General features: G+C 56.4%; 14 protein-coding genes. 6 read left to right on the top strand and 8 right to left on the bottom strand.

All coding sequences use genetic code 11. From position 1 onward, the window contains the following. Positions 1-18: 18 nt before the first annotated feature. Genes CUN67_RS16625 through CUN67_RS16605 form a run of 5 tightly spaced genes read right to left on the bottom strand, consistent with a single transcriptional unit; the run spans position 19 to position 4,458 of the window. Positions 19-1,329, bottom strand: coding sequence for an NAD(P)/FAD-dependent oxidoreductase (locus CUN67_RS16625; RefSeq protein ID WP_208716402.1), 1,311 nt, complete (start codon positions 1,327-1,329; stop codon positions 19-21). 17 nt (positions 1,330-1,346) lie between these two features. After that, complete coding sequence (locus CUN67_RS16620; RefSeq protein WP_302882280.1) at positions 1,347-2,096, bottom strand: amino acid ABC transporter ATP-binding protein; 750 nt, start codon at positions 2,094-2,096, stop codon at positions 1,347-1,349. After that, the gene (locus tag CUN67_RS16615; RefSeq protein ID WP_084876613.1) at positions 2,093-2,902 is read right to left on the bottom strand and encodes an amino acid ABC transporter permease; all 810 of its coding nucleotides are present in this window, start codon (positions 2,900-2,902) and stop codon (positions 2,093-2,095) included. Before CUN67_RS16615 ends, CUN67_RS16620 begins: the two co-directional genes overlap by 4 nt. 3 nt (positions 2,903-2,905) lie before the next feature. Next, entirely contained in the window at positions 2,906-3,616 is a 711-nt protein-coding gene (locus CUN67_RS16610; RefSeq protein ID WP_208716401.1) for an amino acid ABC transporter permease, read from the bottom strand. Positions 3,617-3,633: 17 nt separating this feature from the next. Next, a complete protein-coding gene (locus CUN67_RS16605; protein WP_208716400.1) occupies positions 3,634-4,458 on the bottom strand; it encodes a transporter substrate-binding domain-containing protein in 825 nt (274 codons plus the stop codon). 190 nt (positions 4,459-4,648) lie between these two features. Here CUN67_RS16605 and CUN67_RS16600 point away from each other — a divergent pair, with 190 nt between their 5' ends. The 4 genes from CUN67_RS16600 (at position 4,649) to CUN67_RS16585 (ending at position 10,257) form a co-directional block, all read left to right on the top strand. Then, a complete protein-coding gene (locus tag CUN67_RS16600; RefSeq protein WP_208716399.1) occupies positions 4,649-5,449 on the top strand; it encodes an IclR family transcriptional regulator in 801 nt (266 codons plus the stop codon). A gap of 99 nt (positions 5,450-5,548) precedes the next feature. Continuing rightward, positions 5,549-6,253: an SDR family NAD(P)-dependent oxidoreductase gene (locus CUN67_RS16595; protein WP_208716398.1), complete on the top strand. Its 705-nt coding sequence runs from the start codon at positions 5,549-5,551 to the stop codon at positions 6,251-6,253. 29 nt (positions 6,254-6,282) lie between these two features. Then, positions 6,283-7,611, top strand: coding sequence for an NAD(P)/FAD-dependent oxidoreductase (locus tag CUN67_RS16590; protein ID WP_208716397.1), 1,329 nt, complete (start codon positions 6,283-6,285; stop codon positions 7,609-7,611). A gap of 498 nt (positions 7,612-8,109) precedes the next feature. Continuing rightward, positions 8,110-10,257: an ornithine decarboxylase gene (locus CUN67_RS16585; protein ID WP_208716396.1), complete on the top strand. Its 2,148-nt coding sequence runs from the start codon at positions 8,110-8,112 to the stop codon at positions 10,255-10,257. 160 nt (positions 10,258-10,417) lie between these two features. On the opposite strand, the gene mltC is transcribed toward CUN67_RS16585, so the two are convergent. Genes mltC through mutY form a run of 3 tightly spaced genes read right to left on the bottom strand, consistent with a single transcriptional unit; the run spans position 10,418 to position 12,906 of the window. Further along, the gene (gene mltC / locus CUN67_RS16580) at positions 10,418-11,497 is read right to left on the bottom strand and encodes a membrane-bound lytic murein transglycosylase MltC (protein ID WP_208716395.1); all 1,080 of its coding nucleotides are present in this window, start codon (positions 11,495-11,497) and stop codon (positions 10,418-10,420) included. Between the two features lie 51 nt (positions 11,498-11,548). Next, positions 11,549-11,821 carry an oxidative damage protection protein gene (locus CUN67_RS16575; protein ID WP_084876606.1) on the bottom strand — a complete coding sequence of 91 codons (273 nt, stop codon included), beginning with the start codon at positions 11,819-11,821 and terminating at the stop codon, positions 11,549-11,551. Beyond that, complete coding sequence (mutY, locus tag CUN67_RS16570) at positions 11,821-12,906, bottom strand: A/G-specific adenine glycosylase (RefSeq protein WP_208716394.1); 1,086 nt, start codon at positions 12,904-12,906, stop codon at positions 11,821-11,823. Before mutY ends, CUN67_RS16575 begins: the two co-directional genes overlap by 1 nt. Before the next feature lie 154 nt (positions 12,907-13,060). Here mutY and trmB point away from each other — a divergent pair, with 154 nt between their 5' ends. After that, positions 13,061-13,780, top strand: a complete 720-nt coding sequence (trmB, locus tag CUN67_RS16565; RefSeq protein WP_208716393.1) for a tRNA (guanosine(46)-N7)-methyltransferase TrmB — start codon at positions 13,061-13,063, stop codon at positions 13,778-13,780. Continuing rightward, positions 13,780-14,106: a YggL family protein gene (locus tag CUN67_RS16560; RefSeq protein WP_208716392.1), complete on the top strand. Its 327-nt coding sequence runs from the start codon at positions 13,780-13,782 to the stop codon at positions 14,104-14,106. The genes trmB and CUN67_RS16560 overlap by 1 nt, the downstream gene beginning before the upstream one ends. Positions 14,107-14,164: the final 58 nt, after the last annotated feature.

The following is a 14,164-nucleotide window of genomic DNA, read 5'->3' as shown; positions in this document are numbered from 1 at the left end:
CCGCTAGCGGATATCACATCAATCGCGTGCCTTATCCACCGCATCGCGGAAACGATACCAGCCGGTCACCAGCGGTAAAAACCACGGTTTGCCGCCGTACAACGGGATCGGTTTAAAGGTATTGCGTTCAAATGAGAGTGGGCGCGCTTCGGTGCCGAGCAGCTTCTGCGCCGCGCGATAACCAAGCCAGCTCATCAGCGCGACACCGTTGCCATTGCAGCCCACAGCAAAACGCGCATTATCCATCTCTCCGGCATAGGCGGTTTTATCCCATGTCATGCCGACATAGCCGCTCCACGCATGGCTGATTCGATACGGGGCCAGCTCCGGCCAGATCGCCAGCATCCGCTGGCGAATACGGATCGCCGCGGTTTTATCATCGCAATCCATAATGCCGGGGCGCGATCCAAACAGCAGACGTGTGCCATCGGGAGACGGGCGGGTATAGATCAGATCGCGACGGCTGTCGGTGATCATGCGGCCGCCGGGGATCAGTTTCGCCATCAGTTCAGGTGGAAGCGGTTCTGTGGCGATCTGGTAGCTTTTCACCGGGACAATGCGTTTTGCCAGGCCAGGGGACGCCTGGACGTCGGTGTAACCGTTGGTGAGGAAGATGACCTGGCGTGCGCGCAGCGTGCCGCGTTCGGTATAGACCACCTTGCTGCCACCTTCGTTTTCCACCCCGGTAACGCGTGCATGGGAGAACAGCTGCGCACCAAATTTACGTGCCAGGTCGCGCAGCGCGCGGTTGTATTTGCCCGGATGTACGCCGCCGTATTCATCCACCAGGATGCCGCCGTGATAAAAATCGGAGCCGATGATCGGAGCCTGGGTGGCGCGATCAATCTTATGCACCGTAACGCCCGTGACCCGGTGCAGGATATCGCCCATCTGATATAAACCAGCCAGCTGCTTCTGGGTATGCGCGCCAAAATAGCGCCCGCCGATAAACAGATCCGCGTCCAGTTGCTCCTCACGTACCAGATCCTGAATAAAGGCAAAGGAGGCGATGGAGTCGGCAATCATGCGCTGGAACAGTTCCGGGGCGATACCTTTAATTGCGCCGCCGACCACCAGCTTCTGGCCGCTGCTGATCATGCCGCCGGTGCGAGTGCTGCCGCCGCTGCCCAGCTCGTTTGCCTCCAGTACCACCACGTTTTTGCCGTGGCGTGCCAGCTCAATCGCGGCGTTAAGTCCGGCAAAACCGGAGCCGACAATCACCACCTCGGTTTCAGCCGGTAACGGATCGCGACAGGTTTCCGGCGGCGCGGCTTCCCACCAGTAGGGGGTGGTTTTGAAATCTTCAGTAAAAATTGCCTGATCAGACATGATGTCTCTCAACTCCGTTACAACACCTGGCCGAGGAACTCGCGCGTGCGCGCATCCTGCGGATCGTCAAAGAGCTGCGCCGGGGGCGCCATCTCCACAATTTTGCCTTTGTCGGTAAAGCACACCCGGTGCGACACTTCACGCGCGAAGCGCATCTCGTGCGTCACCAGCAGGCAGGTCAGGCCGTCATCCACCAGTTCACGAATGGTGTTCAGCACTTCCTTCACCGTTTCCGGGTCCAGCGCGGCGGTGACTTCATCAAACAGGATGATTTCCGGCTGCATCGCCAGCGCACGGGCAATGGCGACGCGTTGCTGCTGTCCACCAGAAAGCTCGCCGGGGTAGCGTCCCTCTTTGCCTTCCAGCCGTACCTTTTTCAGCAGACGCAGCGCCCGCTCGTGTACCGCGTCGCGTTCATGTTTCAGCACCTGCATCGGTGCCATCATCACGTTGTCGAGCACGGTGCGATGCGGAAACAGGTTGTACTGCTGAAACACCATCGCCACCTGATGGCGCAGCGGACGCATCGCTTTTTCGCTCTCGATCTCATGGACGCGGTGATTGCCGACGCGGATAAAGCCGTCGTCGATCGGCAGCAGGCCGTTGATACAACGCAGAATGGTGGATTTACCCGAGCCGGAAGGCCCGATGATGCATACCGCTTCGCCTTTGGTGACTTCCAGCGAGATGCCTTTCAGCACTTCGGTGTTGCCGAAGGATTTGTGAATATTGTCCAGCTCGATCAGGGACGGAGTACGATCGATCATATGGCATCCCCTTTGGTATGGTTTTCCAGCCGACGCGCCAGCAGGGCAATCGGATAGCAATAACAGAAGAACATCAGCAGCACGGTGACGTAGAAATAAACCAGCGAGCCTTCGCTTTCGGTTGCCAGCGTAGTGCGCAGCAGCGTCACCACTTCCTGCACCCCGGTGACGGTGGCCAGCGCGGTGGAGATCGCCAGCAGCGCGTACAGGTTCATCCAGCCGGGAATAATGCGGCGCAGCGCCTGCGGCAGAATGACGATGCGATAGATCTGCCACGGGCTGTATCCGAGTGAGCGGGCAGATTCCCACTGGCCGCTGTGCACCGAGTTCACTGCACCACGGATCACCTCGGCAAAGTTAGCCGCAGTGGGCAGGCTCAGGCCGACAATTGCTTTGAACAGCGGCGACAACGTGAACTGGAAACCCAGCAACTCCACGCGATACGGCAGCAGATACAGCATGGAAAACAGCAGCACCAGCCAGGGGGCGTTGCGCAGAAAGTTCATCACCGCGCGCGCCGGGATACTGAGCCAGCGGCGTTTTGCCAGCATCAGCAGACCAAGAAACAGCCCGAGCACCGTGGCAATTGCCATGCTGGCGATACCAATAAAGATGTTAAGAATGAAGCCACCGTTCAGCGGCCAGCCGTGCATCGAACCGGTGAGCAGCAGGGGCAGCCTTTCCCACACCTGGTGCCACTCGCCACCCCGATCGGTGACCATGCTGAACAACAGCAGCAGCAGGCCAATAAACAGAAAGGCGTGGCGCGTTTGTTTTTTGCGTTTCAGATAGAGAATGTCGCTCATCACTCAGGCTCCATAACCGGGATAGGCCAGCGCGCGCTGCACCCAGCCAATCAGCCATACCACTGCGCTCACCAGCACCACGTAGATCACCAGGATCAGCAGCATCACTTCCAGCGTGCGGAAGGTGTCGTTGTAGATCTGTCCGGCGGCGTACATCAGCTCCGGTACGGTGATCACCGACGCCTGAGAAGTGGTTTTGAACAGATTGGTCAGCACGTTGGTCAGTGGCGGCAGGCAGATACGGGCGGCAATCGGCATCTGCACATGGCGGAATAACCCCCAGCGCGTGTAACCCAGGGAGCGTGCCGCTTCCAGCGTTGCTTTCGGCACCGCATCGAAGCCGGAACGAAAGGCTTCGATGCACAGCGCGCCGCCGAACAGGCTGAGCGACACGGTGGCCGACATAAAGGCGCTAATCAGCGGCACCTGCAAACCGGTCACCGGGTCTTCGCTGGTAAAGCCAATCTGCGTGAGCGTGAAGTAGAAGAACAACATTTGCAGCAGCGGCGGCGTATTGCGAAACAGCTCGACGAACAACTCGATACTGGCATCCAGCCACGCGAGTCGGAACGTCAGGCCAAAAGCACCCAGCAGGCCGATAAGAATGGCGAACACCGAAGAGAGCGCCGCCAGTTCCAGCGTTTGCAGCACGCCCTGTAGCAACCATTGCTGGTACGTGGGGTCGAGCAGCCAGGAGAAATCGAGTCCGAACATGTTACGCTCCTGACGGCTTACTTAGCCGCAGCGCGCGCGGCTTCAGCACGTTTGGCAATGTACGGCGATGCCGGCATATCGAACTCTTTTTCCCAGCCAATCAGCTTGTTTTCACCTTCGGCTTTGACGATGGCTTTATCGACCGCGGCCCGGAAGGTGTCATCCCCTTTACGCAGACCACCGGCCATCGGCAGGTATTCATAAGGTTTCACCGCGATTTTGTAATCGCTCCAGCCGGGTTCTTTCAGCTTGTTTTGCAGCGACATGTCATCAAACACCATCGCCACGCAGCGGTTATCCTGCAACGCGCGGTAGGCTTCTGGCAGCGCGGTGAAGTTCACCAGTTGCAGGCCGTAGTTCTGCGTCACGGTTTTGTTGAAATAAGAGCCCTGAATCCCGCAGATTTTCTGGCCTTTCAGTTGTTCCCACTGGGTAAATTTCACTTCTTTGCGCGCCAGGATCGACGGGCCAGCAGCGGAAACATATTCATCGGTAAAGTCGATCTGTTTGGCACGATCCGGCGTCACGCCAAGGGTGGCCATGATCATGTCGATCTGCCCGGAATTGAGGAATTGCATACGGTTGGAGGCGTTCACCGGCACCAGCTTGATCTTGTCCGGCGAACCGAGCAGTTCATTGGCGATGTAGCGCGCCAGGCTGATCTCAAAGCCGACGGTGTTGCCGTTGTTATCCATGTATCCGTAAGGCGGATAGTCGTTCTTCACCCCGACGGTTAATACGCCGCGAGCTTTGATGTCGGACAGCGTGTCCGCGTGGGTGATAACCGGGGCGGCCAACAGCAACATCGAAGCAGCCAGAATACGCATGCGATGGTTTTTCATAGATATTTCCTCTGTCGGGATGAATCTGCAGGTGTTGTAAATTTTGTACTGTGAGCGACTTTTTTTGTTGAATCGCGTTGCTCACTTGTCAACCGAATATGAAATCTGCTAGAAAATTAGTCAACAAAAAACCATATACTGAAATCTTATGATTTAAAGTTTCACAATGTGGAACTTTAACGGTGAGGCGATGAACGAAAATTCGGGGAAAAATGGCGTCCAGTTACTCGATCGTGCAGTGATGTTGCTCGATCTGGTGTCAGATGCGGGAAGTGAAGGGGCAACGTTGAAAGCGCTGTGTGAACTGTCTGGCCTGAACAAAGTAACCTGCCACCGCATTCTCAATTCGCTGGTGGAACATCAGCTGCTGCAAAAGGTGCAGAGCGACAAATGTTACCGGCTGGGCACCAAGCTGCTGGTGTTTGGTGCCAAAGCAGCACGCGGGCCGGGCCTGCGTCGTCAGTTCCAGCCAGCGCTGGAGCGGTTACGCCAGCAAACCGGCGAGACGGCGATGCTGATGGCGCGCGATCGGGATGACTCGGTATGCATCGATCGTTATGACAGTGAATATCAAATGCAAACGTTGACGGGTTCGGTCGGGGGCGCAGTGCCACTGGGCCTCGGACCGGGCAGCCTGGCGATCCTCGCGTTCCTTGAGGCAGAACAGCAACAGGCGATTCTGGCGCGTAATCAGGCGCGGCTCGACAGCTGGCCACAACTGACAGCGGAAAATCTGCAACTGAAACTGGATCAGACACGGCAACAGGGCTTTGCCATCGATCCAGGAGAACTCATTCCGGGGATCGCCGGGATCGCGGTGCCGATTGAGGTTTCCGGCGCGGGCGTGGTGGGATCGCTTGGGCTGACGTTCCTCTCACCACGGCTGAATCCCGAGGTGCAGCAACGTTATGTGGCGCTGCTGAAAGAGGAAGTGGCCGCGATTGCGCCGCTGATTAGCCCGCTGGACACGCGGCTGCGGGCATCGTTGTAAATCGTCAAATGCGCGCGATAAATCGCGCCGCTACAACAAGCGCCGCATCTGTCGTAGCGGCGCGATTTATCGCGCAAGCCATTCTATCAGGGGAAAACCATGAGCAAATCAACACGAAAAGTCGCGTTAATCAGTGGAGCCAGTCGCGGTATCGGGGCGGCGATTGCTGCCAATCTGCTGGCGAACGGCTGGGCGGTCAGTCTCGGCTGTCGCTCACCGCAAGAGGTCTCCATCAGCGATAGCGACAACCAACTGGTGTGCCGTTTCGATGCTTTCGATGCCGCCACCGAGGAAGAGTGGGTCGCTGCGACTATCGAAAAATTTGGCCGTATTGATGCGGTGGTGCACAACGCAGGCATGATGCTGCCACTGTCGATCCTGGAAGCCACTGACGATGAATTCGATCGCACCTTTGACGTCAACGTCAAATCACCGATGCGTCTCAGCCGTCTCACCTGGCCGCATTTGCAGGCCAGCGGTGCCGGACGCATCGTGATGCTGGTGTCCCTTTCCGGCAAACGCGTCAAAGCCGAGCGCTCCAGCCTGTATGCCATGAGCAAGTATGCCGCGCTGGCGCTGGCGCACGGCTTACGCAAAATCGGTGATGCCGATGGTATTCGCTGCACCGCCATTTGCCCTGGATTTGTCGCCACCGATATGGGGACGGCGTTGACGGAAGTCCCGGCTGAGAAAATGACCCAGCCGGAAGATCTCGCGCACCTGATTCGCACGGTGCTGGAATTACCCACCACCACCAGCATCGCCGAAATTCCGGTGAACTGGACGGTGGAAGATAACTATTGATGCCCTTTTACCTGACGAGGAAATAAACCATGGGCCCCAGCGTTGATGCAGTTCCCTCTTCGGCGCAGTTTCCGACCAGCGCCGAAGTGGTGGTAATTGGCGGCGGGATTATCGGCGTAGCGACCGCCTTGTCGCTGGTGCAGCGCGGGGTACGTACCGTGCTGCTGGAGAAAGGCACGGTGGCGGCAGAGCAGTCGAGTCGTAACTGGGGCTGGTGCCGTCGTACCGGGCGCGATCTGCGCGAGCTGCCGTTGATCAATCTCAGTATGCAGCTGTGGGAAGGGATGAATACGCGCCTTAACCGCGAAACCGGGTTTCGTCGCAACGGCATCGTGTACGCCTCCCGCACTGAGCAACAACGCGAGCGCCATCAGCGCTGGGTGAATGAAGCCCGCCACTACGGTATCGAAAGTGAAATGCTGACGCCGCAACAGCTGCGCCAGCATCTGCCGCAGTTGCAGGCCAGCTATCCCGGCGGGTTATACACGGCGCTGGATGGGCGGGCGGAACCGCAGCAGGCGGCTCCGGCGATGGCAGCAGCGGCGATGGAGCTGGGACTGAATCTGCAACAGCACTGTGCGGTGCGCACTATCGAACGCACCAATGGTCGCGTCAGTGAGGTGGTGACCGAGCACGGCGCAATCCGTTGTCAGCAGGTGGTGGTGGCAGGCGGGGCCTGGTCGCGCCTGTTGTTACAAGGGCTGGGGGTGACGCTGCCACAGCTGAAAGTGCTGTCGACAGTGTTGCGCACTCGTCCGCTGGAGTTCGATCCCGGTGTCTGCGCCAGTTTTGGCAGCGTGGCGCTGCGTAAACGACTGGACGGTGGTCTGACCGTTGCCAGCTCAGCAACCAACACCGCCGATATTACGCTGGATTCCCTGCGTTTCAGCCCACGCTTTATGCCTGCGTTTTGGGTAGAGCGTAAGTCGTTACAGCTGCGTCTGGGCAAACGCTTTGTCGATGAAGCGCTGCGCTGGAAGCCGGGTCAGGCCGATAAACGATCGATTTATGAGGTGTTGCGCGTGCTCGATCCACTGATTGATCCGGCGATTGTGCAGCGCATGCGCCATAACCTGGCAGAACTGATGCCGCCGCTGCGCGATCTGCCGGTGGCGCAGTGCTGGGGCGGGTTGATCGACACCATGCCTGACGCCATTCCGGTGATCTCTGGCATTGATCAGGTGGCCGGGTTGTATCTGGCAACCGGTTTTTCCGGGCACGGTTTTGGCATAGCTCCCGGTGCCGGGCAACTGATGGCGGATCTGGTGCTGAACAGTACGCCGTCGGTGGATGCGCAGCCGTTCCGCTTCAGCCGCTTCAGCGATGGCGAAAAGATTCGTGCTCAGCACTGGCTGTAACGCTTTGTTATTAATATCCGCACCTTGCATAATTTTGCATAAGGTGCGGATATTTAAGCGTTTTTGATTTTATCATTTGATAAAATATGCTTATTATCAATGTGTTATCCAGATTCTTTCATGCGTAGAAATTGCCGCTGGCGGGTTGTTCCGGCAAAAAAAAGATGACATTATTGCGCCAGTTTATCCATTCCCTTTAACACTGAGGACGCTGCCATGCCCGGTACAATGCATCACTGCACTTGTTCCCGTTCGCTTCGCCGAAAGCGTTCCTCCGTCATCTGTTGTTCGCATTTCTCGCTCACCATGCGGTGAGGCCAGCTTAACGCTCGCTGTTGGACATGAGTAAAGACAGACGCGATCTGGCTTTACTGATGTCTATCGGTTGCGGCTGTAATCCACCTTTGCACCCATCCGTCTGACGTTATTCGCCGGGGAATCTTCCTCATTGCTGTGCCACTGGCACCCACTCATCCTTGACCTTTGGGGATTTGTGTTATGACACCACTGAAAATTGCTGCCAGCGTTGCTGTAGCGCCAAACCTGAGCCTGAACACCATGCGTGATGTGGTGACGCTGGACAATACTGACTTTACCGATGTGGCGGCTGTTGTCGTCTCGCTGGCAGATACGCGGAGTGGCGTGCTGGCGCTGTTGCGCCATACCGGCTTCAATCTGCCGGTGTTCGTTGCGAATGCCTTTGATGAAGAGGTGCTGCAACTGCCGGGTGTGACCGGCGAAATCAACGGTGCGCCGGAAGAGTGGGAGCGGCTGGAAGACGCCGCGCAGGAGTATGAATCCAAACTGCTGCCGCCGTTCTTTGACACCCTGATGCGCTACGTTGATATGCAGAACAGCACTTTTGCCTGTCCGGGGCATCAGGGCGGTGCGTTCTTTAAAAAGCATCCGGCGGGTCGGCAGTTTTATGAATTCTATGGCGAAAACGTCTTCCGTTCCGATATGTGTAATGCGGACGTGAAGCTGGGCGATTTGCTGATCCACGAAGGGTCCGCCAAACACGCGCAGAAGTACGCGGCGAAAGTGTTCAACGCGGATAAAACCTACTTCGTGCTGAACGGTACCTCCAGCGCCAACAAAGTGGTGACCAACGCGCTGCTGACGCGGGGCGATCTGGTGCTGTTTGACCGCAACAATCATAAATCTAACCATCATGGCGCGCTGATTCAGGCCGGGGCTACCCCGATTTATCTGGAAGCGGCACGCAACCCGTTTGGTTTTATTGGCGGCATTGATGCTCACTGCTTTGACGAAGCATATCTGCGCGAACGTGTGAAGAAAGTGGCACCACAGCGGGCGAAAGATCAGCGCCCGTTCCGCCTGGCGATTATCCAGCTCGGCACCTACGACGGCACGGTGTACAACGCGCGTCAGGTGGTGGATCGCATCGGCCATCTGTGTGATTACATCCTGTTTGATTCTGCATGGCTGGGCTACGAACAGTTTATCCCGCTGATGGAAGGCTGCTCGCCGCTGACGCTGGATCTCAACGAAAACGATCCTGGCATCTTTGTCACCCAGTCGGTGCATAAGCAGCTGGCCGGTTTCTCGCAGACATCGCAGATTCACAAGAAAGATAACCATATTCGTGGTCAGAAACGTTTCTGCCCGCATAAGCGCCTGAACAACGCCTTTATGCTGCATGCTTCCACCAGTCCGTTCTACCCGTTGTTTGCCGCGCTGGATATCAATGCGCGTATGCATCAGGGCGAAGCGGGTCGCAGCATGTGGCACGAATGTGTCACGCTGGGCATTGATGCGCGTAAGGCGATTCTGGAGCGTTGCGAGATGATCCTGCCTTTCGTTCCGGAGCAGGTGCACGGTAAACCGTGGCAGTCGGCAGAAACTGCGACTATTGCCTCCGATCCGGCGTACTTTAGCTTTGAACCAGGCGCGAAATGGCACGGTTTTGCCGGTTACGCCAGCGAGCAATATCTGGTGGATCCCTGCAAACTGCTGCTGACGACGCCGGGGATTGATGCGTCCAGTGGCGAGTACACGGCATTCGGCATTCCGGCGACCATCCTCGCCAACTACCTGCGTGAAAACGGTATCGTGCCGGAAAAATGCGACCTCAATTCAATTTTGTTCCTGCTGACCCCAGCGGAGAGTGCCGAGAAGATGGCGCATCTGGTGGCGATGCTGGAGCAGTTTGAACAGCATGTGAAGGAAGATGCGCTGCTGGCAGAGGTGTTGCCGAGCGTATATCGCAAAAATATGGCGCGTTATCAGGGCTATACCCTGCGTCGCCTGTGCCAGGAAATGCATGACTTGTACGTTAGCTATGACGTGAAAGATTTACAGAAAGCGATGTTCCGCGAAGCCTGCTTCCCGCAGGTGGTAGTCAATCCCCAGGATGCGCATCAGGCGTATATTCGTGGTGATGTGGAACTGGTGCCGATTGCGCAGGCAGAAGGGCGTATCGCGGCTGAAGGCGCGCTACCTTATCCTCCGGGCGTGCTGTGCGTGGTGCCTGGCGAGGTATGGGGCGGCGCGGTGCAGCGTTATTTCCTCGCGCTGGAGGAGGGCATTAATCTGCTGCCAGGCTTTTCGCCAGAACTACAGGGCGTTTACACCGAAGAAGATGACAACGGGCGTAAGCACCTGGTGGCGAATATGATGATATAAAGCCAGAAGCGGCCTGATGGCCGCTTCTACCCTTGAGCTGTAGCGGCGCGATTCATCGCGCGGATTTTTCCGGCAACGCGCACAGAATTGCGTGATAAATCACGCCGCTACGATATGTGCGAAGGGTTGTAGCGGCGCAATTTATTGCGCGATTTCGTCCTTAATAACGGTGATAACTGCGCTGGGCGTTGTTCACCTTGTACAGATATCGGCGTGACTCTGCTGAAGGATGGTCGTTAGTCAGCGTCTGATACACCTGGCTCGGCGACATGCTGTTAATGGTGGCAAAGGCGCGGTCTTTATCACTGGAGAACACGCGCAGTACGCTGCCCGCGCCGCCGTTATAGGCAGTAATCACCGCATAACGCCGTGACACTGGATCCTGAATACCGCCCAGGTAAGTGTTCTGCAACAGCGACAAATAGGCAGTGCCCGCATCAATGTTGTTTTCCGGATCCAGCAGATAGCTACGGCTCGGCTGGCCCCATTTCCCCTTCATACGATAGACATCGACACCCGCCGTATGCTGAACCACCTGCATCAGGCCCAGCGCGTCCGAGTTGCTGACCGCATAGGGGTTGAAGCTCGATTCAATCTGCATAATCGCCAGAATCAGTGAGGCATCGACGCCATACTGTTCAGCGGCTTTACGCACCATCGGCAGGTATTTATGCGCACGTTTGTCGAGGTGGTTCGGCACCATCGGAATGGTCACAGACCAGATAACATGCAGGCCCGACGTGCGTTTTTGCAGCTTGTTCTGAATCAGGTAGTCAGCAAAGTTAGCGGCGCGGCCCTGCCAGCGAATCGGTTGTCCGGTATTATCCAGCACCTGGCCATAAAGCAGCGGTTCTTTACTGATCTGAATATCGTTGGCATCGGAATAGAGGTCGACATTACCCGGATCTTCACCAATCAGCAGCGTGGTGATGATCGCCTGACGCAGGCTCGCCATCGGGTCGGTGCCGGAAATGGTCTCAATGGTAATGCTACCACTATCAAAGTTGATGTGGCTGCGGGTGTAATAATTGTCGCTATATTTGACGTAATCTTTCGGTCCGGCGATCAGAACCTCATTGATTCCCCAGATATTTTCGATGTTGTGGGCGAACTGCCCCATCAGGATGTCGAAACCGTTGGTGTCCTTGACCCACTCTTCGTGATATTGCCCTTGTTTGTGTCCGGAGCAGGAAACCAGCAGCGGTGCGATTGCCAGCATGGCGATCAATTTTTTATTCATTGTGAATGCGAGCCTGACCTGAAAAGGGCCTCAAGGTGAGGCCCTGAAAGTTTATTTTTCCGGCGGTGTGTAACCTTCAATGTGCACATCTTTGCCTTCAAACAGGAAATTCACCATTTCCAGTTCCAGCACTTTGCGATCGCCTGGGTTCATCATGTTGAGCTTTTTCTCGTTGATCAGCATGGTTTGTTTCGACATCCATTGCTGCCAGGCTTCTTTCGAAATCTCGTTGTAGATGCGCTTACCCAGCTCGCCAGGATAAAGCTGAAAGTCCTGACCTTCAGCGTCGCGTTGCAGATAAGTACAAAAAATGGTGCGGCTCATTACTCTTCCTCTTCGGTCACTCGCGTATGCAGTGCCAGTTGCTGGGGGTGTCGCAGTTCATGCAACAGGCGCTCGACCGGCGCAGCCAGACCCACTGACGGTGGTTGCGCTAAGTTATACCAGAGACCGCCTGCTTCATCCATCAGCGACCCGGACGAAGGCCATGCCAGCCACATAGGCACAATATCCAGATGGAAATGGCTGAAGGTGTGACGAAACGCGGTGAGCTGCTGTGGTCTGGCGTGGATGCCACGCTCTGCCAGCCAGTCGATCATCGCCTGTTCCGTGGTGAATTGCGGGAAGCAGAACAATCCACCCCACAGCCCCACTGGCGGACGCTGCTCCAGCCAGACATCGTCACCGTGCTGCATCATCAAAAACCAGCCACTGCGCTCTGGCAGCGTCTGTTTGGGCTTTTTACCGGGATAGCTGGCCCAGCTGTTGTTAGCATAAGCGACGCAACCGCTGTTTAACGGGCAGATTTCACATTTGGGACGCGAGCGGGTGCAGACTAACGCGCCGAGATCCATCATCGCCTGATTAAACTGGCTGACGCCCTGCGCCGGGGTGACGTCTTCGCTTATTTGCCACAGGCGCTTCTCGACATCTTTCTTGCCCGGCCAGCCCGCGACGGCGTAGCAGCGTGCCAGCACGCGTTTTACGTTGCCATCGAGGATGGGAAAATGCTGACCGAGTGATAAAGACAGGATAGCCCCCGCAGTTGAACGGCCAACGCCAGGCAGCGCCGCCACGTCATCAAAATTACGCGGGAACTCGCCACCGTGCTTATCCACCACTTGTTTTGCCGCTTTATGCAGATTGCGCGCGCGTGCATAGTAGCCAAGGCCGGTCCACAGGTGCAGCACCTCATCCAGCGGTGCGGCCGCTAAATCGGTTACGGTGGGAAAACGTGCCATAAAGCGTTCGAAATAAGGAATAACAGTGGCAACCTGAGTCTGCTGAAGCATCACTTCAGAGAGCCAGACTTTATAGGGCGTTTTCTCCTGCTGCCAGGGCAGGGTTTTGCGGCCAAAGCGCTGATACCAATCCAGCACCTGTTGCGCGAATTGCGGCGCTTGCATCATAAGAAGGCAATTTTCCATGGTTACTCTACAATCAGGCAGGAATTCCAGCACAGAGCGATCAGGGTGTAAACCGGAAGATTGCAAAGGCTTGCTTCTGCTATTGAACTTTGCATAATGCGCGTTTCCCTGAACAGGCTAATCAGCAGGCTTTGACATGATTAATGACGTCATCACCCCAGAATTTGATGAGAACGGACGGCCATTGCGCCGTATCCGCAGTTTTGTGCGCCGCCAGGGGCGCTTAACCAAAGGACAGCAGCTGGCGCTCGATCAATACTGGCCGGAGATGGGCGTCGAGTTTCAGCAGGAGCCGCTGGATTTGACCACACTTTTCGGACGCGATGCCCCGCTGGTGCTGGAGATCGGTTTTGGTATGGGGGCATCGTTAGTGACGATGGCGAAAAATAACCCACACCAGAACTTTCTCGGTATTGAAGTGCATGCGCCGGGTGTCGGTGCCTGTCTGGGTTCAGCGAAAGAAGCGGGCGTGGAAAACCTGCGCGTGATGTGTCACGACGCGGTGGAAGTGCTGGAGAAGATGATTCCGGATAATTCGCTGCGTATGGTGCAGCTGTTCTTCCCGGATCCCTGGCATAAAGTGCGTCACAATAAGCGCCGTATCGTCCAGGTGCCGTTTGCCGAGCTGGTGATGCGTAAGCTGAAGCTGGGGGGCGTGTTCCATATGGCAACCGACTGGGAAGCCTATGCGCAGCACATGCTGGAAGTGATGAGCAGCATCGATGGTTATCACAACCAGTCAGCTGACCATGATTACGTGCCGCGTCCGGAAACGCGTCCGTTAACTAAATTTGAGCAACGCGGGCAGCGACTGGGCCATGGCGTTTGGGATCTGATGTTTGAGAGGGTGAAATAATGGCCACACAGCGCAGCCGTCGTTTACGTAAAAAGTTGCATATTGATGAGTTTCAGGAACTGGGTTTCTCTGTCGCCTGGCGTTTTGCCGAAGGTACCAGCGAGGAGCAGATTGATAGCACACTGGATGCGTTTATCAATGAAGTGATTGACCCGAATGGCCTGGCCTACGATGGCAGCGGCTACCTGGTATGGGAAGGGCTGGTATGCCTGCAACAGACCGGCAAATGTACCGATGAACACCGCGAACTGGTACGTAAATGGTTACAGGATCGCCAGCTGGCGGATATCCAGGTGACTGAACTCTTTGATGTCTGGTGGGACTAAGATCACAGTCGGCTGTTAAACGGTGGCCATAAATGGCCACCCTACATTCGTTGTAGGG

This window comes from Pantoea cypripedii, from assembly GCF_011395035.1.
GTDB lineage: Bacteria > Pseudomonadota > Gammaproteobacteria > Enterobacterales > Enterobacteriaceae > Pantoea > Pantoea cypripedii_A.
The sequence above is the reverse complement of the archived record's forward strand: the minus strand, read 5'-3'. Positions and strand labels throughout refer to the sequence as shown.